The organism is Halomonas meridiana, from assembly GCF_009846525.1.
Classification (GTDB): Bacteria; Pseudomonadota; Gammaproteobacteria; order Pseudomonadales; family Halomonadaceae; genus Vreelandella.
In genome coordinates this window covers 2,975,203-2,999,128 of record NZ_CP024621.1, presented here as the reverse complement: position 1 = coordinate 2,999,128, position 23,926 = coordinate 2,975,203, and the positions used below count along the sequence as shown (strand labels likewise).

24 protein-coding genes are annotated in these 23,926 nt (G+C 59.7%); 11 read left to right on the top strand and 13 right to left on the bottom strand.

Features of this window, described 5'->3' with window-relative positions:
• The first annotated feature begins 9 nt into the window (after positions 1–9).
• Positions 10–660, top strand: a complete 651-nt coding sequence (locus CTT34_RS14315; RefSeq protein WP_159343033.1) for a peroxiredoxin — start codon at positions 10–12, stop codon at positions 658–660.
• A 92-nt stretch (positions 661–752) separates the two neighbouring features.
• Here the strand turns inward: CTT34_RS14315 and CTT34_RS14310 are convergent, their stop codons facing one another.
• The 4 genes from CTT34_RS14310 to CTT34_RS14295 all read right to left on the bottom strand — a co-directional run bounded on the left by CTT34_RS14310 (position 753) and on the right by CTT34_RS14295 (position 3,633).
• Positions 753–2,021 carry a methyl-accepting chemotaxis protein gene (locus tag CTT34_RS14310; protein ID WP_159343032.1) on the bottom strand — a complete coding sequence of 423 codons (1,269 nt, stop codon included), beginning with the start codon at positions 2,019–2,021 and terminating at the stop codon, positions 753–755.
• A 138-nt stretch (positions 2,022–2,159) separates the two neighbouring features.
• Positions 2,160–2,858 carry a DUF3047 domain-containing protein gene (locus CTT34_RS14305; RefSeq protein ID WP_254436393.1) on the bottom strand — a complete coding sequence of 233 codons (699 nt, stop codon included), beginning with the start codon at positions 2,856–2,858 and terminating at the stop codon, positions 2,160–2,162.
• Positions 2,848–3,048 carry a zf-HC2 domain-containing protein gene (locus tag CTT34_RS14300; RefSeq protein ID WP_159343031.1) on the bottom strand — a complete coding sequence of 67 codons (201 nt, stop codon included), beginning with the start codon at positions 3,046–3,048 and terminating at the stop codon, positions 2,848–2,850. Before CTT34_RS14300 ends, CTT34_RS14305 begins: the two co-directional genes overlap by 11 nt.
• A 6-nt stretch (positions 3,049–3,054) precedes the next feature.
• A complete protein-coding gene (locus tag CTT34_RS14295; protein WP_159343030.1) occupies positions 3,055–3,633 on the bottom strand; it encodes a sigma-70 family RNA polymerase sigma factor in 579 nt (192 codons plus the stop codon).
• 56 nt (positions 3,634–3,689) lie between these two features.
• Here CTT34_RS14295 and CTT34_RS14290 point away from each other — a divergent pair, with 56 nt between their 5' ends.
• Positions 3,690–4,466: a ZIP family metal transporter gene (locus tag CTT34_RS14290; RefSeq protein WP_159343029.1), complete on the top strand. Its 777-nt coding sequence runs from the start codon at positions 3,690–3,692 to the stop codon at positions 4,464–4,466.
• 2 nt (positions 4,467–4,468) lie between these two features.
• Here CTT34_RS14290 and CTT34_RS14285 read toward each other — a convergent pair whose 3' ends face one another.
• Positions 4,469–5,482, bottom strand: coding sequence for an isocitrate dehydrogenase (locus CTT34_RS14285; protein WP_159343028.1), 1,014 nt, complete (start codon positions 5,480–5,482; stop codon positions 4,469–4,471).
• Between the two features lie 509 nt (positions 5,483–5,991).
• On the opposite strand from CTT34_RS14285, the gene CTT34_RS14280 reads away from it, so the two are divergent.
• Positions 5,992–7,482 (top strand): SulP family inorganic anion transporter, encoded by a 1,491-nt coding sequence (locus CTT34_RS14280; RefSeq protein ID WP_159343027.1) that lies wholly within the window; start codon positions 5,992–5,994, stop codon positions 7,480–7,482.
• Positions 7,483–7,512: 30 nt separating this feature from the next.
• Here the strand turns inward: CTT34_RS14280 and CTT34_RS14275 are convergent, their stop codons facing one another.
• From CTT34_RS14275 to crcB (CTT34_RS14265), 3 genes are read right to left on the bottom strand one after another with little or no spacing between them, the layout of a single operon-like run.
• Positions 7,513–8,502, bottom strand: coding sequence for a bile acid:sodium symporter family protein (locus CTT34_RS14275; protein WP_254436392.1), 990 nt, complete (start codon positions 8,500–8,502; stop codon positions 7,513–7,515).
• Positions 8,503–8,506: 4 nt separating this feature from the next.
• The gene (gene crcB / locus CTT34_RS14270; protein ID WP_159343026.1) at positions 8,507–8,902 is read right to left on the bottom strand and encodes a fluoride efflux transporter CrcB; all 396 of its coding nucleotides are present in this window, start codon (positions 8,900–8,902) and stop codon (positions 8,507–8,509) included.
• Positions 8,903–8,915: 13 nt separating this feature from the next.
• Positions 8,916–9,293 carry a fluoride efflux transporter CrcB gene (gene crcB / locus CTT34_RS14265; RefSeq protein WP_159343025.1) on the bottom strand — a complete coding sequence of 126 codons (378 nt, stop codon included), beginning with the start codon at positions 9,291–9,293 and terminating at the stop codon, positions 8,916–8,918.
• Positions 9,294–9,479: 186 nt separating this feature from the next.
• Between crcB (CTT34_RS14265) and CTT34_RS14260 the strand changes: the two genes are divergently transcribed.
• The gene (locus tag CTT34_RS14260) at positions 9,480–10,334 is read left to right on the top strand and encodes a universal stress protein (RefSeq protein WP_159343024.1); all 855 of its coding nucleotides are present in this window, start codon (positions 9,480–9,482) and stop codon (positions 10,332–10,334) included.
• 59 nt (positions 10,335–10,393) lie between these two features.
• Here CTT34_RS14260 and CTT34_RS14255 read toward each other — a convergent pair whose 3' ends face one another.
• Complete coding sequence (locus CTT34_RS14255) at positions 10,394–12,076, bottom strand: 2-isopropylmalate synthase (RefSeq protein WP_159343023.1); 1,683 nt, start codon at positions 12,074–12,076, stop codon at positions 10,394–10,396.
• Between the two features lie 248 nt (positions 12,077–12,324).
• Here CTT34_RS14255 and CTT34_RS14250 point away from each other — a divergent pair, with 248 nt between their 5' ends.
• Both CTT34_RS14250 and CTT34_RS14245 read left to right on the top strand, forming a co-directional pair.
• A complete protein-coding gene (locus tag CTT34_RS14250; protein WP_159343022.1) occupies positions 12,325–12,801 on the top strand; it encodes an Lrp/AsnC family transcriptional regulator in 477 nt (158 codons plus the stop codon).
• A gap of 80 nt (positions 12,802–12,881) precedes the next feature.
• On the top strand, positions 12,882–13,241 hold the full coding sequence (locus tag CTT34_RS14245; protein ID WP_159343021.1) for a RidA family protein: 360 nt from the start codon (positions 12,882–12,884) through the stop codon (positions 13,239–13,241).
• A gap of 12 nt (positions 13,242–13,253) precedes the next feature.
• Here CTT34_RS14245 and hexR read toward each other — a convergent pair whose 3' ends face one another.
• The 4 genes from hexR to CTT34_RS14225 form a co-directional block, all read right to left on the bottom strand.
• Positions 13,254–14,117 carry a transcriptional regulator HexR gene (gene hexR, locus CTT34_RS14240; protein ID WP_159343020.1) on the bottom strand — a complete coding sequence of 288 codons (864 nt, stop codon included), beginning with the start codon at positions 14,115–14,117 and terminating at the stop codon, positions 13,254–13,256.
• Entirely contained in the window at positions 14,107–15,876 is a 1,770-nt protein-coding gene (locus CTT34_RS14235) for an EAL domain-containing response regulator (protein WP_159343019.1), read from the bottom strand. Before CTT34_RS14235 ends, hexR begins: the two co-directional genes overlap by 11 nt.
• Entirely contained in the window at positions 15,873–18,497 is a 2,625-nt protein-coding gene (locus CTT34_RS14230; RefSeq protein WP_159343018.1) for an ATP-binding protein, read from the bottom strand. The genes CTT34_RS14235 and CTT34_RS14230 overlap by 4 nt, the downstream gene beginning before the upstream one ends.
• A 71-nt stretch (positions 18,498–18,568) precedes the next feature.
• Positions 18,569–19,924 (bottom strand): aldehyde dehydrogenase family protein, encoded by a 1,356-nt coding sequence (locus tag CTT34_RS14225; RefSeq protein ID WP_159343017.1) that lies wholly within the window; start codon positions 19,922–19,924, stop codon positions 18,569–18,571.
• Positions 19,925–20,094: 170 nt separating this feature from the next.
• Here CTT34_RS14225 and CTT34_RS14220 point away from each other — a divergent pair, with 170 nt between their 5' ends.
• The 5 genes from CTT34_RS14220 to truD all read left to right on the top strand — a co-directional run bounded on the left by CTT34_RS14220 (position 20,095) and on the right by truD (position 23,916).
• Positions 20,095–21,243 (top strand): GNAT family N-acetyltransferase, encoded by a 1,149-nt coding sequence (locus CTT34_RS14220; RefSeq protein ID WP_159343016.1) that lies wholly within the window; start codon positions 20,095–20,097, stop codon positions 21,241–21,243.
• An 82-nt stretch (positions 21,244–21,325) separates the two neighbouring features.
• The gene (gene ftsB / locus CTT34_RS14215) at positions 21,326–21,691 is read left to right on the top strand and encodes a cell division protein FtsB (protein ID WP_159343015.1); all 366 of its coding nucleotides are present in this window, start codon (positions 21,326–21,328) and stop codon (positions 21,689–21,691) included.
• Entirely contained in the window at positions 21,688–22,395 is a 708-nt protein-coding gene (ispD, locus tag CTT34_RS14210; RefSeq protein WP_159343014.1) for a 2-C-methyl-D-erythritol 4-phosphate cytidylyltransferase, read from the top strand. Before ftsB ends, ispD begins: the two co-directional genes overlap by 4 nt.
• Positions 22,395–22,883, top strand: a complete 489-nt coding sequence (gene ispF / locus CTT34_RS14205) for a 2-C-methyl-D-erythritol 2,4-cyclodiphosphate synthase (RefSeq protein ID WP_159343013.1) — start codon at positions 22,395–22,397, stop codon at positions 22,881–22,883. The genes ispD and ispF overlap by 1 nt, the downstream gene beginning before the upstream one ends.
• A complete protein-coding gene (gene truD / locus CTT34_RS14200) occupies positions 22,876–23,916 on the top strand; it encodes a tRNA pseudouridine(13) synthase TruD (RefSeq protein ID WP_159343012.1) in 1,041 nt (346 codons plus the stop codon). Before ispF ends, truD begins: the two co-directional genes overlap by 8 nt.
• Positions 23,917–23,926: the final 10 nt, after the last annotated feature.

Below are 23,926 nucleotides of genomic sequence, written 5' to 3'. Positions count from 1 at the left end.
GGAGCAACGATGTCATTACGTATCAATGCAGTCGTGCCTGATTTCGAAGCAGAGACGAGCCACGGTCCGATCCGTTTTCACGATTGGATCGGCGACAGCTGGGCGATTCTGTTCTCACACCCAAAAGATTTCACGCCGGTATGCACCACGGAGTTCGGCGCCGTCGCAACGCTGAGTGCCGAGTGGGAGAAGCGTGGCACCAAGGTCATCGGTGTGTCCGTCGATGGTGTAGAGGATCACAAGCGCTGGGCTGGCGACATCGAAACCGTGAGCGGTAGCAGCGTCGGCTTCCCGATCATTGCGGATGAGAGCCTCAACGTCTCCAAGCTGTTCGATATGCTGCCGGAAGATGCTTACCTGCCCGATGGCCGCACCCCCGCCGACAGCGCTACGGTGCGTTCGGTCTTCATCATCGGTCCGGACAAGCAGCTCAAGCTTTCCATGACCTACCCGATGACCGTTGGCCGTAACTTTGCGGAAATTTTGCGCGCGTTGGACGCGCTGCAAACCACGGCAAAGCATGGCATTGCCACTCCGGCGGATTGGACGGTTGGTCAGGATGTCATCATCCCGCCCAGCGTCTCAGACGAAGACGCCAAGCAGAAATTCGGTGAGTTTGATGCCGTACTGCCTTATTTGCGCAAGACCAAGCTGCGTTAAGCACGCCGATAGTACGCGTTAAAGATAGTACGCGTTAAAAAAGCCCCGTCAGCACAAGCTGGCGGGGCTTTCGTGTTCCTAGGGCGTCACCGTTAGGCAGGTTCGAGCGTCAGACGTTCAATGGAGTGAGAAACGCTCTGTGCCCCTTGAAGAATTTCGTTCACGATCGACTCGATCTCCTGCACGCTGGTCTGGCTGGTTTGTCCCTGTTCCACTACCTGCTGCATCGCCTCAGTGGTGCGCAACACCAAGGCGCTGTTCTCTTTGAGCACTCGGGTGATCTCGTTGACGGCGTCGCTAGAGCCTCGGGCGAGCTGACGCACCTCGTTAGCTACGACTGCAAAGCCGCGCCCCTGCTCGCCCGCCCGGGCCGCTTCCACCGCCGCATTGAGAGAGAGCAAGTTGGTTTGGCTGGCAATTTGAGCAATCGTGTTGGCCGTTTTATTGATCTGCTCTGCCTGTGTATTGAGATCGCTAATCAAGCGCTGCGCGTCTCCCAGCGTGCTGCTGGCATGCTGAAAGTGAGTGATGACTTTACGCAGGTGCTCAAGCCCCTCTTGTGCAATGCGCTCGGTCTGATTGGAAGAGGTACGAGCGCTGCCCACGGTGGCGCGAGCGGCTTCGGATGCTTCCATGGCGCGAGTAATGTCCGTGGCGAATTTCACCACCTTCACCACCTTGCCATCATCGTCCACGATGGGGTTGTACGTGGCTTCCAGCCATACCACGCGGCCCTTTGCATTCAAGCGCATGAACTTGCCTTGCTTGAACTCACCCTTGGCGAGCTGCTTCCAGAAGTCTGGGCGCTGCTGGTAGAACTCCTTCGTACAGAACATACGATGATGCTCGCCACGGATGTCATGTAGCGAATAGCCCATGGCCTGCTCGAAGTTGCGGTTGGCGTCCAGAATGTAGCCATCGGGGGTGAACTCGATGACCGCCATCGAGCTATCCAGCGCCTGTAAGATGGCACGTTCACGAGCGGCGCGCTGATGCTTCTCGGTGACGTTGCTGGCCACTTTGAACACCTGCACGACGTTGCCTCGGCGATTTTTGATAGGAACGTAGGTGGCCTCTAGCCAAACCTCTTCACCGTAGGCATTGATACGGCGAAAACGTCCTTGCTGACCCTCTCCTGCGGCCAGCGCTTTCCAGAAGGAGGTATACGCTGCGCTCTGGGTGTCTTCTGGATAGCAGAACATACGGTGATGCTGCCCTTTGATCTCGTCCAGAGAGTAGCCCACCGTTTCTAGAAATAGCGGGCTAGCATCCTGAATGATGCCCTCGACAGAGAAGTAGATACAGGCCGTGTGCTGGGCCAGGGCGCCACGTAAATTTCCAGAGGAAAAGGGGCTGAACATGGGGGCAGACTCTCAAACGCAGTATTTTAAATGCGCTTAGAATAGACCAGTTTCTTATAGAAAACACTGTTTTGTATCGGTGTGGCACAAAATGTCACAATGGTAAGGTTAAGTATCTGTTTTAACGTAAGTTAACGATTAGGGGCAGGTAGGTGGGGTCGCCGTGGCGGAAAACCCGAGATGAGTAAACCAGGCGCTGGCGCTGCCGCCTGCGTTGTCCCCGTCGCTCATCAAGGCGATGCCGTGAATCTCGTCGGGCGCACTGCCAAACAGCGTTCGGTAGTCGGCGCGCACATCACGGACTTCTGCCTGCCACTGGCCGACGTTGTGTTCGCCACTTTGTAGGGCCAGAAGATGGGCGCGGTCGGTGAATGCGTTGGGCCAATGAGTGCCTTGCGGCTGTTGGGACGCCCAGACGTAGTTTACGGATTCGACTTGCCAAGGCAGCAGGCCGGTTTTCCGGGCGACGTACACCCTCGCCGGATAGTCGTCGCCCGCTTGGGTGGTTTCGTCCAATCCTGGGTAGATCCCGCTTACTTGCCAGCACCAGTGCAGATACGGTGTGGCGTTTAGGTCGATGGTTCGCTCAAGATAGCGAGCGGAGGCTTGCCCCAAGGCATCTGCTTGAAGCACGCGCTGGCCGGATTTTTCCACCACCCGGTACTGCGTTTCTCCAGCGAAGCTACGCGTTGGCCATGTCATCATTCGCTCCGGTGTAAAGCGCACCTCCTGTGCCAAGGCCGCATGCGCGATGACGCTGCTGACGCCCAGGCCCATGAACAAGCGTTGCCAAGCCGCATAGGACAGCGTGTGGTTCGGTCTTTGGCTACGTGTCATGGCGGTCATCTCCGGCGGGGGCCGCAGGGTGGCGGTGTCCTAGGTCGTGCATGAGATCGAACTGGCGCGCGCAAGCTCGGCAGGCGCTGCAAATGGAGAGGTGTACACGCAGCGCCGTGCGCTCTTTGAAGGTCAGCTTTCTATCCAACTTGAGCGACATCAAGCGCGTCGCTTCTCGGCACATCAGCATACGGATTTACTCCTGCTCGCGAATCCAGCCGCGCTCTAAGCACTCTCGAAGGCGCAGCCGAGCCCGGTGTAAAATAACCCAACAGTTGGTTTCGGAGACGCCGGTTTCCTTACAGATATCGTCAGTGGAGAGCCCCATCAATTCCCGCAGGCTGAAGATACGGGCAATGTTCTCGGGGAGGGCGAGCATGCAGGCGTCGAACACTTGCCAAAAGCGCTGATTGTCGAGCACATGCTCAGGCTGTCCCCAGTCGTTGGGTCGCGCGTTGGGTTGCCAATGCCCATTGGCCTCGAACAGGCGGTCTAAGGTATCGTCATCGAGATCCTCGTTCAGCGGCTGCCAGCGCCCCTGCTTTTTTTGATGGCGCAGCTGATCGAGAATTTTGAATTTCAAAATGCCGAATACCCAGGTTTCGAACTCTGAGCGGCCCTCGAAGGTGGCGCTTTTTTCGAAGGCAGTCAGCAGCGTTTCCTGGACGGCATCTTCAGCGGCGGCGGCATCTCTGAGCTGCAAGCGCGCAAAGGCGACTAGGCGAGGGCGCATGTGGCTGAAGTGCGTAGCGGCCAGCGAAGCGGTGATGGTCACGGTGTCCCCTTGTCGTTGTTCATTCCTTCTCATCGCACATCGAGTTTACGATATTCATGGAAAATACGCTGTTATTAGGATTTTTAGGCAGTTTGGTGGCTGGGCTATTGACCGCCGTGGGGGCGTTGCCCGTGCTGCTGGGCAAAACGCCAAGTCGGGGGTTTCGTGATTTAGCGCTGGGCTTTGCGGCCGGGGTGATGCTGGCGGCTTCGTTTTTTTCCCTGATCATTCCTGCCCTGGAGGCCGCAGAAATCTACTACGCCGGTGGTCCGGTGCCCGCAGCGCTGGTATGCACTGCGATTTTGCTCGGCATGGGGGCCATTGCGCTGCTCAACGAAGGTTTGCCGCACGAACACTTCCAGCAGGGGAGAGAGGGGCCGGAAGCCGCTTCGCTGCGTCGCGTATGGCTGTTTGTGTTTGCCATTGCGATTCATAACCTACCGGAAGGGCTGGCGGTCGGTGTGGGTTTCGGTGCCAATGGCTTAGAGGGTGGAATGCCGCTGGCGCTTGGCATTGGATTGCAGAACATGCCGGAAGGGTTAGCGGTGGCCGTCGCGCTGATGGGGGAGGGCTACTCCAAGTGGCGCTCCTGGTCGATCGCGGCGCTGACCGGGCTCATCGAGCCGATTGGCGGGCTGTTTGGCGCCAGCGTCGTCACCGTGTCTCAAGTGCTGCTGCCTTGGGGGTTGGCGTTTGCGGCAGGGGCCATGCTCTACGTGATCAGCCATGAGATCATTCCCGAAACCCACCGCTGCGGCCACCAGAAGAAAGCGACGTTTGGCCTAGCGATGGGCTTGGTGATCATGCTGTTTCTCGATGTGTGGCTGGGCTAGGCTCAGCCTTTTAAGTGCTCCACCAGCGCCTGGGCGAAGGTATCGGTGGTGCCGGTGCCGCCCATGTCGGGCGTGACCATATCGCGGCGATTCTCTAGCACGGCGCGAATCCCCTGACGAATGGCATCCCCCTTGGCGGTCATGCCGAGGTGGTCGAGCATCTGGGCGGCGGCGAGCAGCAGGGCGCAGGGATTGGCAATTTTCTTGCCTGCAATGTCCGGCGCCGAGCCGTGTACCGCTTCGAAAATCGCCGCTTTTTTACCGATGTTTGCCCCTGGGGCGAGGCCCAAGCCGCCTACTAGGCCAGCGCACAGGTCAGAAAGAATATCGCCGAACAGGTTGGTGGTGACGACCACATCGAACTGATGAGGGTTCATGACCAGCTGCATGCAGGCGTTATCCACGATCATCTCTTGGAATTCGATTTCGGGATACTCGCTGGCGATGTCGCGGGCTACGTCTAAAAATAGGCCGGAGCTGGTTTTGATAATGTTGGCTTTGTGAACGGCGGTGACTTTTTTGCGGCCATTCTGCTTGGCCAGCTCGAAGGCGTAGCGCACGATGCGCTCGGAGCCTTGGCGGGTCACTTTGATCACCGAGATGCCGGTATTGCCGTCATCGATCATTTCTTGACCGTCGGAGAGGTAAGCCCCTTCAGTGTTTTCCCGCACGGTGATCATGTCGATATCATCGTAGCGGGAGCGGGTGCCCGGAAAGCTGATGGCGGGGCGCACGTTGGCATAGAGGTCAAAGTGGCGGCGTAGCTGCACGTTAATCGATGAAAAGCCCTTACCAATCGGCGTGGTGAGCGGGCCTTTCAGGGCAATGCCGTGCTTTTCGATGGCATCCAACGAGGCTTGAGGAATCAGCGTGCCGTGCTTGTCGAGTGCGACCAAGCCCGCATCGATGAATTCGTAGGTCAACCCGCACTCGAGTGCGTCGAGCACTTGCAGGGTGGCGTCCATGATCTCAGGGCCGATGCCGTCACCTTTGATCACTGCGACTGTCTGGCTCATGTGCGGGTCCTCTCGTTCGGTAGCGTGGGGAAGATCAAGATGTCGAGAAGGCGACGGTAGTATCGCCGTGTGGGTGCCATGGTAAGCCAAGCTTGGGGGAAAGGTCATCGTCTAAACGTCTAGGGCGACGGGTGCGAACGGGCCTGTTTGCTGGTAGAATATCGCGCTCAAGAAGACTGGAGCGCACTTGGCTGCCGCTCCTCGCCTGAATAACGATGATAGAACAGTAAGGTTTATCTGTAATGAACAATGTCATGGCAGCCGTTGCTCTGCCGACACCAGGGCTGATGACTCCACCCTAGGTTTTCCCCTCCTTATTAGCGCCATAACGCTCTTCGCGTTATATCGGTGCTATGGCACCCCGTTGCCGCTATTTAGCTATCGGCGCATGTGCGTCTTCGATTGGTAGCATTCATCCGACAATCTATTCCTAACGTGCGCTCTTGTGCTGCCTTTGTGTGCGGCTGCGGCGCGCAATGTCTTTAACCCCCTAACCATGGACTCCCTGAATGGCACTTTTCAGTAAGCATGAGTGGTTCTCTAACATTAAGGGCGACACGCTCTCAGGTATTGTCGTCGCGCTGGCGCTAATTCCTGAAGCGATCGCCTTTTCCATTATCGCGGGCGTGGACCCGAAAGTGGGGCTGTATGCCTCGTTCTGTATTGCGGTCGTTATCGCCTTTACCGGTGGCCGCCCCGGCATGATCTCTGCGGCCACCGGGGCGATGGCGCTGCTGATGGTGACACTGGTGAAAGAGCACGGGCTCGAGTATTTGCTGGCCGCCACGCTGCTGACCGGCGTGCTACAAATCATTGCGGGTTACCTGCGGCTGGCGGAGCTGATGCGCTTCGTCTCTCGCTCGGTGGTCACTGGGTTCGTGAATGCGCTGGCGATCCTGATTTTCATGGCGCAACTGCCGGAGCTGACCAACGTGACGTGGCACGTGTATGCCATGACGCTGGCAGGCCTGGGGATTATCTATCTATTCCCTTATTTGCCGATGATTGGTAAATCGGTGCCTTCGCCGCTGGTATGCATCGTGGTGCTGACGGTGGTGTATATGGTGAGCGGTATGGATATTCGCACCGTGGGCGACATGGGCGAACTGCCCGACACGCTGCCGGTTTTCCTGTGGCCGAACGTGCCGCTGACTCTCGAAACGCTGATGATCATCTTCCCTTATGCGATCATGCTGGCAGTCGTGGGCCTGTTGGAATCGATGATGACCGCCACGATCGTGGACGATCTGACCGACACGCCCAGCGACAAGAACCGCGAGTGTAAAGGCCAAGGGGTGGCCAATATTGGTGCGGGTTTAATGGGCGGTATGGCTGGCTGCGCGATGATCGGACAGTCGGTCATCAACATAAAATCGGGGGGGCGTACGCGTTTATCGACGCTGATTGCGGGCGTGGTGCTGCTGCTGATGGTGGTGTTCTTGGCCGATTGGGTATCGCAAATCCCCATGGCGGCACTGGTGGCGGTGATGATCATGGTCTCGATTGGCACCTTTAGCTGGGCCTCCATTCGCGATCTGAAAAAGCATCCGATGAGTACCAATATCGTCATGCTGGCGACCGTCGCGGTCACGGTGGGAACGCATAACCTCGCCATTGGGGTCTTCGTGGGCGTACTGCTGGCAGCACTGTTCTTTGCCAACAAAGTCGGCAATATCATGTACGTGGGGTCGAAAGAGGTAGAGGCCGGCACACAGCGCGAGTATCAAGTGGTAGGGCAGGTGTTCTTTGCCTCGTCCGAGCGCTTTATGGCGGCGTTCGATTTCAAAGAGAGCATCGATAAGGTGACCATCAATCTTTCCAAGGCGCACTTTTGGGATGTCACCGCCGTTCAGGCGCTGGATCGCGTGGTGATCAAGTTCCGCCGTGAAGGAACCGAGGTAGAGCTGATAGGCCTGAATGAAGCCAGCGCTACCGTGGTAGACCGCTATGCCGTTCATAACGACCCGGTCGCAGTCGATAAACTGATGGGCGGCCACTAACTCTCACGTGCACCCTGTCATCGCCGACGCTTACTTGCCGTAAGCGTCGGCTTTTTTGTGACCTGAGCTGGGGATTAGCCGCTTCGGCACCCAGCGAAGGTATGCGACCATACCCAGCAGCTCGACCAGCGATTGGCATACGATGATGACCACCGCAGCTTGCCAACCGTTGGGCAGGGTGAGCGCAATGGGTAACATGACGAAGGAATTACGGGTGCCGAAGCTAAACACCAGGGTGCGAGTACTGGTGGGCGGCAGGTTAAAGAGGTGGCCAAGCGCTTTGCCCAGCCACGCTGCAACGATCAAGAAGCCTACGAAGATCAACACTGCCTGCCAGAGAAGCTGACGCAAGGCCAACACTTGAGCGACTTGAGTAGCCGCAATGATCAGCACCACGCATGCCAAGAGTGGTACCGGCATCCAACCCAGTGCACGGGTAGCCCGTTCGATGGTGATGAATTTCTGCGCTGCGCGCTCGGTGAACCAGGCGAGCAGCAGGGGCAGCACCATCAAGCTCAAAAAGGCGCTCAGTAGCGCAGGGGAGAGTGTCAATCGCAACCATTCGCTGCCTAGCAATAGCCATAGATAGGCCGGTAGTGCCGCCATCTGCACGAGCAGCAACAGGGGCGTCGCGGCAATGGCTCGGGCAGCGTCGCCTTTACCTAAATGTGCAAAAGTAACAAACCAGTCGGTGCAAGGCATCAGTAGCACCAATAGGATGCCCGCCAGCACGGGTGGCGGGAGGGGAAGCCACACCACTAACACGCCCAGCAGCGCAGGAATCACAACAAAGTTGCCTACCAACAGCGCCGTCATGAAGCGCGTATCTTGAAGACTTTGCGTTATTTGCAGCAGCGGGATTTGGGTGAAGGTGGCGAAGAGCAGGAAACCGAGCAGCGGCCATAGCGCCTGCCCAAACGCTGCCATCGCTTCTGGCGCCAGCAGGCCAAGGCAGAGCCCAAGCGCGATAAACGCTAGATAGATCCATGACTGCTGCTGTTCGAGCTGTTCGCGTTTCAAGAGATTAGGTCACGGTTGCTTTCAAAAAGGCCAGGCACTCGCCCACCCAGGCGGCGGCGACGCACAGTGGTAAGCTGCCTACGCCGTAAAGCAGCGCCAGCCCTAGGTGGCTCTGCTGCGTCAGGTGCAGCGTTTCCAGGCTAAAGAGCGAAAAGGTAGTGAAGCCGCCGCAAAATCCTGCTATCAGCAGCGGTTGATGTCGTGCCAGCGCGCCTCGAGGCAGGCGGGACGTCGTCGCGGCTAGCCAGCCGATGAGGCAGGACCCCAACACGTTGACCAGCAGCGTCCCCCAAGGGAAGTGACTACCTAGCACGGCCATCGACACCAGCGAGACGCCATAGCGCAGCACGCTCCCCAGAGCGCTGCCAAGGCCGACGGCGAGATAGGCGTTAACGTTCATCGAGGGCTCCTCTTCAACCCTGGGCCAGCCACCAGCCCAATGCTGCCATGGCGATGCCCAGCAGTAGCGTAGCGACCATGTTGAGCGCGGCACGCATCGCCTGGCCGCGCTGGAACAGCTCAAGGGTCTGTAAGCTAAACGATGACACCGTGGTATAGCCACCGAGCAGGCCCGCTATCGCAAATAGCCAAAACGGCTGTGCGTTAGGCACGCCGTAAATGCCTAGCAGCCCTCCAGCAAGAAATGCACCGCTGGCATTTACAAGCAGCGTGCCCCACGGGAAGACTTTACCCAGTAAATGGGCCATGGCATTGGAGACGGCAAAGCGTGCCATCCCGCCCAGTGCGCCGCCCAAGCCGACAAGTACGACGTTGGTGATGCCATGTCCCATATGACGCCTCGCGCTGTGTTGGTGAAAATCGCTAGGCGGCTAAGTGTAACACCGCAAGGGAGCGCGCGCAGACAGCGGCAGTCGAGCAAAAAAGCAGGCGCTACGGTGTTGCCGATCCGCCTCTTCGTGTACAAAAGAGTCAGAATAACGATAACTTTTCATGCACCCGCGCAAGGAGACGCCCTTATGTCTGATTACGTGTTAGCAGCCATCGACGGTTCTCACTACTCAGAAAGTGTGTGTGACTATGCGGTGTGGGCCGCTACGGCACTCTCAGCCCCGCTCCGTTTTCTGCACACCGTCGACAATCACGCCCAGGTCGCAGAGCCTGACCTGACGGGCCACCTCGGCCTAGGCACCCGGGAGCACCTGTTGGAACAGCTCTCGGACATCGAAGAGCAGCGCGGAAAACTGGCCCGCGAACAGGGGCGGTTAATGTTGAATGCCGCGAGGGAGCGAAGCGAGGCGGCCGGCTTTTCAGAACCTCCCTGCATGCAGCGCAACGGCACCCTCGTGGATACTCTGGCGGAACATGAGAAAGAGATCCGACTGCTGGTGCTTGGTAAGCGAGGAGAAACGGCGCATCAGGCCAGCGGCCACCTTGGGTCTAACCTCGAGCGTGTCGTTCGCGAGCTTCATCGGCCCATTTTGATGGTGCCCAAAACGTTCACCCCGCCCAAGCGCATTCTCATGGCCTTCGATGGTAGCAACACGGCCCGCAAAGGGGTGGACATGCTGGCCAAAAGCCCGCTCTTTGACGGTGCAGAGTGTCACGTGGTGATTGTCGGGGCGGACACCGCAGAGAACCGCTCCCAGCTTGAGTGGGCTACCGAGACCCTTCGCTCTGCGGGGCACCAAGCCGAGGGGGCGATTCGTGCGGGGGAGGTCGAAGAAGCACTACGTGCTTATAAAGAGGAGCAGGGAATCGATCTTCTCGTGATGGGCGCATACGGCCACTCGCGCATTCGTCATTTGCTAGTGGGCAGCACCACCACGGCGATGCTGCGTCACGCCCACTTGCCGGTCTTGATTTTACGCTGAGCCATGAGGGCCGCATGGCGTTGGCCGCTGCGCCGTCGGGCGGCGGCCAACGGTGCGATTCAAGCGAGGCTGGTCGCCACTTGCTGGGCAGCATGAGCAGGCTGTGCCGCATTGATCCCAGAAAGCACGGCTTTGAGTGACGCGCTCACCGTGTCGCTATCTTCCGCGACGGCGCATACGCGCTGACCATCGATGTTGAGCTGCACAAACGCGATGGCGTTGGCCTCACTATCGCCGCCCAGCGAGTGCTCGCTGTAATCGAGTATGGCGACGTGGCTGCCGGTATGGCGTTTCCAAGCGTCGGTGAAGGAGGACATCGCGCCATTCCCCGTGCCGGATAAACGCAGCGTGTCGGCACCTTGCCACAGCGTGATATCGATTCCCTCCTGCTGCCCCTTCGACAGCCGATAGTCGGCCAGCGCGAGCGGCGCACCATGGGAGAAATGATCGAACATCACTTGGCGAATCATCTCGCTGGAAAGCTCGCTATTACGGCGTTCGCTCTCTTTTTGCACGTAGGGAGCCAGCGCGAGCATCATCCAACGAGGCAGGTTGATGCCGTAGTCGCGCTCCAGCAGAAAGGCCATGCCGCCTTTACCCGACTGGCTGTTCACCCGAATGACGGCCTGATAATCCCGGCCAATGTCGTGAGGGTCGATGGGCAGATAGGCCACTTGCCACGGTTCGTCGGGTTTTTGATGTTTGAGCGACTTACGAATCGCATCCTGGTGGCTGCCAGAAAAAGCGGTATACACCATCTCACCCACCCAGGGGTGGCGGGGGTGCATCGCAATCCCGGTGCACTCGTGCACTACTTGAATGATCTCGTCGGGATTGGAAAGATCCAGCTCAGGGTCGATACCCTGGCTATAGAGGTTCATGGCCAGCGTGACGATGTCCATGTTGCCGGTGCGTTCACCGTTACCCAACAAGGTACCCTCGACCCGGTCGGCCCCCGCCAGCAGCGCCAGCTCCGCGGACGCCACGGCACCGCCCCGGTCATTATGGGTATGCACCGAAATGATCACGCTGTCGCGGCGGCTAATATGCTGGCAGAAGTACTCGATCTGATCAGCGTGATGGTGGGGGCCTGCCACTTCCACGGTGGTGGGCAAATTGAGAATGCACTTGTTGTCTGGGGTGGGCTGCCAGACATCCATCACCGCTTCGCAGATGGCCAGCGAGAAATCGATTTCGGTGCTGGAGAAGCTCTCCGGCGAGTACTGAAAGCGCCAATCAACCTCGGGATACTGTTCGGCATACGTCTTCACCCACGTCGCCCCCTGAACGGCGATATCGGTGATACCGTCGCGGTCCATCTCGAACACCCGCTCCCGTTGGATCGTGGACGTGGAGTTGTACAGGTGGATGATGGCGCGCTTGACGCCCACCAATGACGCGAACGTTTTTTCGATCAGGTGTTCCCGGCACTGCACGAGCACGGCGATGGTCACGTCGTCAGGAATTTGATCCTCTTCGATCAACCAGCGCACGAAATCGTAATCCGGCTGGCTAGCGGAGGGAAAGCCGACCATCACTTCCTTGATACCGACCTTGATGATCTGATGCCAGAAGCGCTGTTTCTGTTCGACCGTCATCGGCTCGAGCAGGGCCTGATTGCCATCGCGTAGGTCTTCGCTCACCCAGATGGGCGCTTGGGTCAGCTCCCGGTCGGGCCACTGACGGTCAAACGTGGGCACCCGAGGAGCAGGACGATATTTGCGATGATCAAAAGCAGGCATGGTGAGTTTCCTGAAAACGGTGAGTTGTTGGGGGCGGCCGCTTGTGGCGCAAGCCGCTCGAGCGTGCTCTGTCAGGGTAAGAAGAGCCTTGGGGGACGCCTGGGTAAGGCGTCAATCGAGGACCGCTTGTGGCAGTCAACACAGTCTAAGGCATGGGCCGCGACAGGTTATTGCGAAAATATGGCTTTTACAGGATTTAATGGCAGAATATATCAATAACTATTTTTAAATTGGCAGGAGTTACCGACATGGCTACCACGCCTTTGACGCTCGACCGTTTCGACCGCCGTATTCTGGAGGTCCTGCAGCAGGAGGGACGCATCAGCAATCAGGAGCTTGCCGAGCGCATCGGGCTATCGCCTTCGCCCTGTTTACGGCGCGTGCGGGCCTTGGAGGAGCATGGGCTGATTACCCAATATCGGGCAGTGGTGGATGCGCGCCCGCTCGGGTATCAGCTCATGGCGCTTTTGCATATCTCGATGGACCAGCACACGCCCGAGCGCTTCGATAACTTCGAACGTCATATCCGTAACATTCCCAACGTGGTGGAGTGTTTGATCATTACCGGACAAGCGGCGGATTTTCAGCTCAAAATTCTGGTGAAGGACATGGATGATTACCAACACCTGCTCCTCCACGTGATCAACCGTATCGAAGGGGTCACCGGGGCCCACACGAGCTTCGTACTGCGCCGCGTGTTTGAACACCGCCCCGTACCCACTTAAGGTTCGCTGGCTAAGAAGCATAGGCAGCGGCTGGGTAGCGGTTTACACTGCCTTTTTGCATCGACCTAGGAGAACGAACCATGAGCATTCAGCGTCATGATACAAAAGCCCGCATGAGCCGTGCGGTGATTCATCAGGGCGTGGCCTATTTGTGCGGCCAGGTGGCGGGCCCCGACGCGCGCCATGGCGATATCACCGCCCAGACCGAGAGCATGCTGGCGCGGGTCGATGCACTGCTGACAGAGATCGGCTCCAGCCGTGAGCAGCTGCTGAGCGCCACGATTTACCTGAAAGATGGCGGTGATTTTGCCGCCATGAACGCGGTATGGGATGCCTGGGTACCGGAAGGTCATGCACCGGCACGCACCTGCGTATGCGCGCCAATGCCTGCCGACGAGTTGAAAGTCGAGATTACCGTGACGACGGCGGTGGACGCGTAACCCTAGCGACGCTTATTTGGTGGGTTTTTCCACTGGAAACCGAGTATCGCGCAGGCTGTCCTTGATCTTTTTTAGGTGCGGCAAGAAATCTTCGCCGCGCCTAAGCGTCACCCCAGTGGCGAGAGCATCGATCAGCGTAAGTTGAATGACCCGCGAAGTCATCGGCATGTAGTGGTCGGTATCTTCGGGAGTGGCGACTTCCAGCGTGGCCGTGCACTCCTGCGAGAGCGGAGAGTCTGGCGCGGTAATCCCCAACACCACGGCGCCAGCCTCTCTGGCTACCTTGGCAATGTCGACCAGCTCACGCGTGCGCCCGGTGTAGGAGATGATCACCACCACATCGCCGGTATGGCAGGCCGCTGCCACCATGCGCTGCATCAGCACGTCGACGTACGCCATGACCGGCAGGTTGAAGCGGAAGAATTTATGCTGGGCGTCCTGCGCGACGGCGCCGGATGCCCCCAACCCAAAAAAGTGAATCTGCTTGGCTTGCGTCAGATAATCCACCATCCGCTCGACGGCCGCCATGTCCACTTCCCGCTGAGCTTCATCAAGCGCGGCAATGGTCGCCCCAAAGATTTTATGGGTGTACTGCGTGGCGGTATCGCCGGGTTCGACGGCGCGGGTTACATAAGGCGTGCCGCCTGCTAGGCTTTGGGCCAGTTTGATTTTGAAATCGGGATAGCCCTTGGCGCCGAAATTACGGCAGAACCGGTTGACGGTAGGCTCACTGACGCTCGCCGCTTGGGCGAGGCTGGCGATGCTCAGGCTGGTGGCCGCTGCGGGATCTTCCAAGATGACGTTCGCGACTTTACGCTCAGAGCGGTTCAATTCTTCCAAGCGTTCCCGTAAGCGTTCTAGCAGGTCATGCGCCATTAACTGACTCCGTGGCAAGCGTTAGATGTGAATGGGGTGTCCACTCCCTGCACCAGTGATAGAACTCATCGGCGGGCAGCGGACGAGCATAGTAATACCCTTGTGCAGCTTCGCAACCAATTGAACGTAAGTAGTCGGCCTGGGCGGCGGTTTCGATGCCTTCGGCCACCACGTCGCAGCCCACGGCATGGGCAAGCTGGGTGATGGTGAGCGCTAGATGCCGGTCGATTGGATCTTTTTCGATGTCCATGACGAAGGCACGGTCGATTTTCAACGTCGAGAACGGCAGCGTTTTGACATATGCCAGCGACGAGTGCCCGGTACCAAAGTCATCGATGGCCACGGCTATGTTCACCTCGGCCAGTTGCGCTAGCTGAATGCGCGCATTGTGCATATCACTAAGCAGGCCCGACTCGGTGACTTCCAGGGCGAAAAAACGCTCCGGTATGCCGTGCTTGGCCAGGCGAGCTAGCAGGTTTTCGGCAAAGTCCTTACGCGCCAGCTGGCGCGCCGCCACGTTCACGGCAATATGGAAATTGTCGTCCAGCAGCCCCTTGGCCCGCCAGTCGGCAATATAGCGCATGGCTTCTTCCAGCACCCATTCGCCAATCGAGAGGATATCACCGCTCGCCTCTGCCAGCGGAATGAAATCGCCGGGAGAGACGTGGCCCAGCTCTGGGTGATGCCAGCGCAGCAGCGCCTCAGCCCCAATCACGCGCTGGGTCTCGAGCGAGAGCTTGGGCTGAAAGGCGAGCGACATTTCCCCGCGCTGGGTCGCGCCACGAATGGCCTGCTGCAGATGCAGCCGATGGCGCTGATGGTTTTCCAGGGTTTCGTTGTAGCTTTGCAGCCTGAGTGAGCCGCTTTGCGGCAGCGCCAGGGCGGCCATGTGCACCAAGCGCTCGGTCTTGAAATGGCCTTGAGACCAGCTGATGCCGATGCGGGCGTTCAGCGGTAGCAGCAGGTCGCCCAAGGTTTGATCGTGCTCGAAGCAGCTCAGCAGTCGCGAGGCCAACTGGCGCAGCTCGCTCAGCTCGGCCGTTGGGGTGATCACCAAGAGCTCGCTGCCGCCCCACAGCCCGAGCGTGCTGCTCGCTTCCAACTGATCGTCGAGCCGATGGCTGATATGCACCATGAGCTGGTCGGCAATGCCGTAGCCATGTAAACGGACGACATCATCGAGGTGATCCAGCGCGATGAACAACAGCCCCGTGGGGCGGCCCTGTCGCGCCGCGTCGGCCAGGTACTGCGTTAGCGCCCGCCGGTTGGGTAGTTGGGTGATGGGGTCGGTACGCGACTGGCGGTCCAGCTCTTCGGTGCGCTTGGCGACCATTTGCTCAAGCGTTTCGGCCTGCTTGTCGCGCACCTGATAGCGATGCTCCACGCTTAGGGTGTTGCGTATCCGCTGCAGCACTTCGTCATGCTTGAAGGGTTTGGTCAGAAAGTCGCGCACTCCCATGCTTAACGCTCGGTGACGCGTTTCGTCATCGATTTGTGCGGTCAGCACGATAACCGGCGGCGTATGTTCGGCAAACGTTGACTGCAGCTGCTCCATGACGCCGTAGCCATCGAGGTAGGGCATACGAATGTCGAGCAAGATCAGGTCGGGGAGTGCCGCTTGGCAGTGCGCCAGCACAAGCCGCGGGTCGCTGAGGCCGTGCACATTGTCGAATCCCTGGTCGTCCAGCAGGTCCAGCAGTAACTCGACGTTGATGCTGTTGTCATCCACTACCAGTAGATACTTGTTCATAAACGTCATGGCGCCTTCCTTGGTGTTTCTGTGACAGAGGCTGCCGATACGTAGCGACTCAGTGTCGAGGAGAGTTGGTCGATATCAATCGGCTTGGTGAGATAGTCGGCAAACCCAGCGGCTAAACCGTGCGCTCGGTCGCGCTCCATGGCGTTCGCGGAGAGTGCCACCACCGGAATATGCTGCAATCGCGGATCGTGCTGAATCGCATCCAGCGCTTGATAGCCGTTCATGCCGGGCAAATGAATGTCCATCAGCACCAAATCGGGGGGAGAGTGGCGCATGATGTCGAGCCCCAGCTCGGCACTGGTGACGGTCTGCAGCCGCACTTGATCAAAATCCTCCATGATATCTTCCATCAAACGCTGGTTAGTGGGGTTGTCTTCGATATACAGCAGGTGTAGGCGACGTGGGTTCGCCGCGGCGTTGGATAGCGTTCTCGCCACCGATGATTCATTCGGGGGGCTGGCCTCGGTGAGCGGAAGCGTGAACCAGAAGGTGGCGCCCTGCCCAGGCGTGCTCGTCACACCGATCTGCCCCCGCATGCGCTCCACCAGCTCACGGGTGATCGCCAGCCCAATACCGGTGCCTTCGATGGTGCCATGCTCGGCATCGAGCCGATTGAATGGTTCGAAGAGTTCGTGTTGGCGCTCCGGCGCGATGCCATACCCAGAATCGGTCACGCGAACGCACAGCTCGCTGCCCTGCTGTTCGACGGTCATCCGTATCGAACCTTGCGGGCGATTGTATTTGATGGCGTTGGAGAGCAGGTTGAGCAGCACCTGCTTGGTACGGGTGTAGTCAGCGGCCACCTGCCATGGCTTGGCCAGCGGCGGGCGCTGAAGCGTCAGCCCGGCGGCATCGATACTGGCTTCCAGCGTGCTGCAGGCGTCGTCGATCACGCCCTCCATTGCAATGGGCTCGATGGAGAGCGTCATGTGGCCTGACTCGATTTTGGCCAAATCAAGCACTTCGTTGATCAAGCTCAGCAGGTGCTGCCCGCTCTTTTCGATTTGATTGACCTGGCGCTGCTGCTTCTCGCTGAGCGGGTCGCGGCGCCCTTTGCCCAGTAGCTGTGCAAACCCGAGGATGGCGTTAAGCGGTGTGCGCAGCTCGTGGCTCATGGACGACAGGAACTCGCTTTTCGCCTTATTGGCCTGTTCGGCCTGATCTCTAGCGGCAGCAAGATCCCGGGTGACCTGCTCACGCTCGGCCATCTGCCGGTACAAATTGATCAGCAGGGCACAGGTGTCGGTAAACGGCTGCAGCCAATCCAACAGCGTCTGGCTGAGCGTTTGCTGGCTGTTGGCAATGGCGAACATGCCAATCAGCTTATCACCGCTGAAAATCGGCGCACCCAAGTAGTTGTCGATTCGCGGATGGCCGGGAGGGAAGCCGCCACGTTGAGCGTGGTGATACACGTCGTCGGTGATCACCACGTCGCCGTGTGCGAATACGCGTCCCAGCAACGAGTCGGGGTTGGTCAACCTCATATCCCCGCTGCGTAGCTGCTCCATCAAATGGCGCGATTCATCGCTCCAGGAGAGATCGGTGATGGCGTGAATTTTGAGGGCGTTCGTGGTGCTCGTCGGCAGTACTTCGCCAATCAGCGCATAATCGCTGTCGGTCAGCTCACGCAGCGCTTCCATGAGGAAGGACCACAGCTGCTCGCCGGACATCAAGGCTTGGTAGTCGGTAATTCCCTGGTGCAGCACCTTCAACAGGCTCTGCTCTTTATGCATTCGGTGGTTGGCGTCGTACACATCGCTCAGGTTAGTGAGAATGCCGAGAAACTCCACCACCTCGTCCTGTTCGTTGTGAATGGCGTTGACCGCAAGATGAACGGGGACGAGACGCCCCTCTTTATGCAGCGCCTCCACTTCCCGGCCTCGACCGATCACCTTGGGGTCGCTGCCCGTCAGAAAGCGCGCGATAAAGTGGTCGTGCTCCGCGCGAATTGTAGGCGGTGTTAGCATCGAGACGTTACGGCCAACGACCTCCTGTTTGGTATAGCCCAGCATCGTGAGCGCATAGGGGTTGATGCCCAGCACTTTGCCTTCGCGGTCGATACGCACGATGCCGGTTGCGCTCTCATTGAACAACGCCTCGTAACGCCGGGTGACCTGCGAGAGGGTATGACGCATTTGGTGCTGGCGTAGCAGCTCGTCCACTTGTCCTGCCAAGCGAGCCAGTATCTGCCTGTCTCGCGCCGAGAAAGTGCGAGGCCGGTCGCTGATCAAGCACAGGGTGCCCACGGCCAGCTCTCCGGTGGGTCTGAGCGGATGTCCGGCGTAAAAGCGGATATGGGGCATCCCTTGCACCAGCGGATTGTCGGCAAAGCGTGGATCATCGCCGGTATCTTCGATGACCAACGGCGTATTGGCAGCGACCGCATGGGCACAAAAGGAGATCTCGCGACGGGTTTCGCAGGCATCAAGCCCATGATGCGATTTGAACCACTGACGCTCCTCGTCCACGAGCGACACCAGCGCGGTCGGAACGTCGAAGAGATCGCAGGCAAGCTGGGTCAGCTGCTCGAAAGCGTCGTCGATGGGCGTATCGAGGATGCGTAACGCATGCAAGGCTGTCAGGCGCTGTGATTCATTCTCCGGTCGCTCGGCGGCTTGCATGGCGTTTCCTAAACGTGAGGGGCTTATGAAAAAAACGTATTAGAGAAGTATCGGACATTAGCCCGCTAGCTTTAGCCAAGGCGAAGTAATTTTAGCAGCCAGCGATGATAAGGCGGTCGTAGCCAGCGGCTGCTAGGGCGCTTGGACTGGTAAAACATGCTGCGAAGATGGCTAAACCGTTCGAAGCCGTGTCGACCGTGATACGCGCCGCTGCCGCTCTCGCCCACGCCGCCAAAGGGGAGCGAAGGGACGGCGTGGTGGATCAGGGTGTCATTGAATACCAGCGCGCCGGAGCGGGTGCCGCGGCGCAGGGTTTCCTGCAGCGTCGTCTGGTGTGTAAAGGCATACAGCACCAAAGGGTGGGGACGTTGATTGATCAGCCGCACGGCGTCGTCAATTCGCTTGACGCTGATGACAGGCAGCGCACGTCCAAAAATCTCTTCTTGCATCAATGGCAGGCGCTGGTGCGGATCGATCACGAGGGCCGGTGCATGGTCGCCATGCTCGATCACGCGGCAGCCGTGGTCACGGGCGTCGTTCAGTAATGCGTCGATCCGCACCCGGTGGGCCTCACTGACGTAGCCGGTCGCCTCGATGTCTGTGGGTCGCTGGCGGCGAATGGCACGCTCCAGGGCATGGGTCAGCGCATCCAAGCGGCGGCTCTCCACGATCACGTAATCCGGCGCGATACAGGTTTGTCCGCCGTTGAAACCCTTACCGAAGATAATCGCGTCGGCGGCGCTGTCGAGATCCGCATCGCTGGCCACCAGTGCCAGTGACTTACCGCCCAGCTCCAAGGTGACGGGGGTAAGGTTCGCAGCGGCGGCCATCGCCACCTGACGGCCCACGTGGGTCGAACCCGTAAACACCAAATGATCAAACGGTAACGCGCTGAACGCTCTGGCCACCTCGATTCCGCCCTGAATCACGCAGAACTCCTCTGGCGTGAAGTATTGAGGCACCAGCTTGGCGAGCAGCGCGCTGGTGTGGGGCGTCAACTCGCTGGGTTTGAGCATGACCGTGTTGCCCGCTGCCAACGCATCGATGACCGGCATCAAGCTGAGGCTCCATGGGTAGTTCCAGGGAGACATCACGCCCACGACGCCTAGCGGCTGCGGGGCAATGCGGGCGCGAGCGGGCCAGAGCCGCAGAGGAACGCCCGCGCGGCGAGGTCGCATCCAGTGCCAAAGGTGTCGGCGGGCGTGGCGCGCTGCGTGGAGTACCGGAATGATCTCGGCCAGGTGGATCTCGGTCTCGCTGCGTTGACCAAAATCGCGCTGGATGGCCCGTACGATCGCCTGCTGGTGGCGTTTCGTCATACTGGCGAGGCGTGCCAAGCGTTCACGACGAACGGCCAGCGTTGGAAAAGGCGCGGGGCCGGCTGCTTGGCGCTGCGCCTGTAAACTATCCGTCAAGTCGCGAGTCATAGCCTCTCCTTGGAGTCACGGGTGTCGGTACAGCGTGCTTGTGAGCGGTGTTGGCGCACTTCTGCCCAGCATCCCCGCTGGTTGATAAATGAAGGCGGTTCATACGCATAGGCGGCCGGAGTGGTACAGTAAGCCATCCGCCATTTGTGCCAGTGTGCCCGGGAGATGTTATGCCTCTACGTCCGCTCTCCTTCTCCATTCTACCTGCCATTGAGGCCGTTGCGGCAAGTCAGTGGGATGCGCTCGTGCGTGACGATCAGCCTTTCCTGCGTCACGACTTTTTGCATGCGCTGGAGGTTAGCGGCTCTGTCAGCGCGGAGACCGGCTGGGAGCCTTGTCATCTATGTGTTTGGCAGGGCGAGACGCTGGTCGGTGCGCTGCCAATGTATCGTAAGCATCACTCCTACGGAGAGTACGTGTTCGACTGGGGGTGGGCCGAGGCGCTGGAGCGTGCGGGTGGGAAGTATTATCCGAAAGCACTGAGCACCATTCCCTTCACGCCAGTGCCAGGTCCGCGCACCTTGATCGCTCCCGAGGCCGATGCTGACGCTGTTCGAGCGCAGTTGGCGATGGGCTGGCGGGAGCAGTGTGACGCCATGGCGCTGTCGAGTTGGCATCTGCTGTTTGCCGACGAGCCGGAGGTCGAGGCGTGGCAGCGCCACTGTCCGGACTTGATCGCTCGGGAAGGCGTACAGTTTCAGTGGCGGGATCGCGGTTTCGGTGATTTCGACGGTTTTCTTGCCAGCCTCACCGCCAAACGGCGGAAAATGATCAAGCGCGAGCGGCGTTTAGTGGCCGACCAGGGGATCACCCTGCACCGCTTGGAAGGCGCGGAGATCAGCGAAGTGGACATGGCGCATTTTTACCGCTGCTACACCATCACTTACCACGAACGCGGACGCCCGCCCTATCTCAATCACGCCTTCTTCGAACGGTTGCGCCAAGTGATGCCCGAGGCGCTGATGCTGGTGCAGGCTCGGCTGGAGGGGCGCCCCGTCGCTGCAGCGCTCTATTTTCAGGGAGGGAGCACGCTCTATGGCCGTTACTGGGGAAGCGAAGTCGTGGCCGATTGCCTGCACTTCGAAGCCTGTTACTACCAGGGCATCGACGCCTGCTTGGCCAAAGGATTGACGCTGTTCGACCCTGGCACCCAGGGCGAACATAAGCTCGTGCGAGGCTTTGCCCCCCAACGGGTGCGTTCGCTGCACTATGTGGCACACCCGGGGCTGGCCGCTGGCGTGGCGCAGTTTTGTCAGCAAGAGGGTGTCCATATCATGGCCTATCGCCACGCCGCCGAAGAGGCGTTACCGTTTAAGTAACTCCCACCGCGTCGCGGCTCGCTGGACTCAGCCCTTAATGGCATAATGCGCGCCGTTTCCGCTTTCACAAAGGATGTCCGTGATGCACAAATGGCTCGTAGGCCTGCTGCTGGCCGTGCTGGGGTTGCTGCAGTACCAGCTTTGGCTGGGAAACGGCGGCTGGCAGGACCTGCAGCAGGTAGAGCAGCGGGTCGCCATTCAGGAAGCTGCCAACGACCCGCTGCGTGAGCGCAATGCGCGGCTGGCGGCGGAGGTCACCGACTTGAAAACCGGGCTGGATGCCATCGAAGAGCGGGCCCGCAGCGATATGGGCATGGTGCGTACCGACGAGCAGTTTTTCTGGGTACCGGGCGTGGCCATCGAAAATGAGCTGGTCGGCATCCATGCCGGGCTCGTGGCTCAGCCTGGGGTCATTCCGCCAGACGAAGGTGAGGACGTGCACCCATGACGTCGCGACTCTGGCTCGTCGTGCCCGCTGCCGGGCAGGGTAAGCGCATGGGGGCCGACAAGCCCAAGCAGTACCTCCATCTGGAGGGCCAACCGATCTTGGCACATACTTTGGCGCGTTTGCATGACGCCTTTCCGCAGGCGTGTTTAGTGCTCTGTTTGGATCCCGAGGATCGCTGGTTTCAGCCAGACTGGGTGCCGTTTGCCCAGTGGCAGCGGGTGCCTGGGGGCGAAGAGCGCATGCACAGCGTCGTGAACGCCCTGCAGGCCATGGCCGCCGATGACGACGATCTGGTCATGGTCCATGACGTCGCACGGCCCTGCATCACCCGCGACGATCTTCGCGCTCTGTATCATGCGGCCCAGGCCCACCGGGGTGGGGCTTTGTTGGCCATGCCGGTCGCTGACACCATGAAACGCGACCGGGGCGATCATTTGAGCCACGCTACCGAGCCGCGCGATGGCCTGTGGCACGCGCTGACGCCACAGGGGTTTCGCTATGCGCTGCTGCATCACGCGCTGACCCAGGCCCAGCAGCAGGGCACCGTGGTCACGGACGAAGCCTCCGCCGTCGAGGCGCTGGGGGAGGCCCCCAAGCTCGTCAGCGGGCGGCGCGACAACATGAAGGTCACCCACCCTGACGATTTAGCGCTGGCCGCTGCCATCATGGCTGCCCAGCGCAGCACGAGTAACAGGAGTTTCTAATGCGAATTGGCCACGGCTTCGATGTACACCGCTTTGGGCCGGGTGATCATTTGATGATCGGCGGCGTCAAGCTGCCGTTCGACCATGGGTTCGTTGCCCACTCCGATGGCGATGTTCTGCTTCACGCCATTAGCGACGCGCTGCTCGGTGCCTGCGCGCTAGGCGATATTGGCCGCCACTTTCCCGATACCGACCCGGCATGGAAGGGCGCGGACAGTCGCGGCCTGCTTCGTCATGTGGTCGCGCTGGTGCGGAGCGAAGGGTTCGAGGTCGTGAATCTGGACGCCACGATCATGGCACAAGCCCCCAAAATGGCGCCGCATATCGAGGCCATGCGCGCCGCGATTGCCGAGACACTGGGCGTGACGCTGGGGCAGGTCAACGTCAAAGCCACCACGACCGAGCGTCTTGGTTTTACCGGACGAGGGGAAGGAATCGCCGCCGAAGCGGTGGTGCTGCTGGCCGCGCAAGAGGCGTCGAATGCTTAACCTCCCCGCGTGGCAGCGCAGCTTGACGCCCACGTTGGGCGCGCCCGCCCCCGGCCAGTATCGCGCGCAGCCGGAAGATTTCATCGTCGATGAGCAGCTTGATTTCACCCCGGAAGCCCACGGTGAGCACCTGTGGCTACGTCTTGAAAAGCGCAATCAAACCACGTTAGATGTGGTGAAACTGCTCAGCCGTTTGTGCGGTGTCACCCCGCGCGATATCGGCTACTCCGGCATGAAAGATCGCGTGGCGGTGGCGCGCCAGTGGCTGAGCGTTCACTTGCCTGGTCGCGAAGCGCCTGAGAATTTATCCGCCGCCCTCGGCGCGGCGGGCATCACGGTGCTGGCCAAGGCGCGCCATCCGCGTAAATTGAAGCGGGGCGTGCACCGTACGAACCATTTCACGCTGCGCCTGAGCGGTGAAGCGGTTCGGCCAGACGCCTTACTCCCGCGCTGGGAAGCACTCTGTGCCCAGGGGGTGCCCAACTATTTTGGCCACCAGCGTTTCGGCGCCGGAGCGCGCAACTTGCAGCGCGCCGCTGCCGTGCTGGCCAAAGGTTGGCGTAAACGGGACGACCGCCAGGGGATGATGCTTTCCACGGCACGCAGCTTTCTATTCAACGAACTGCTGAGCGCTCGGCTGGCGGATGACAATTGGTGCCAGCCCATTGCAGGCGATACGCTCATGCTCGACGGCACCCAAAGCGTCTTTACCATCGATGACGTCGAGGAGAGCCTAGTGGCGCGTGCCGCCGCGCTGGATGTTCACCCCACGGGCGTCTTATGGGGCGTGGGGGAGGCGGCCGGCGGTGACGCTGGCCGCTACGAAGCGCAACTGGCGGCCCAGCACCCTGCGCTGTGCGCTGGGCTCGAACAGAGTGGCGTCAAACGCGGCCAACGTGCGCTGCGTGCCCGGCTGATCGCACCCCAGGCCACGTTCGAGCAAGAGGCCGTGCTACTCTCATTCGCGCTGCCCCGTGGTAGCTTTGCCACGGCGGTGATTGGCGAACTAATTCATCATCCCGATACGGCATGATGCTGAGGTA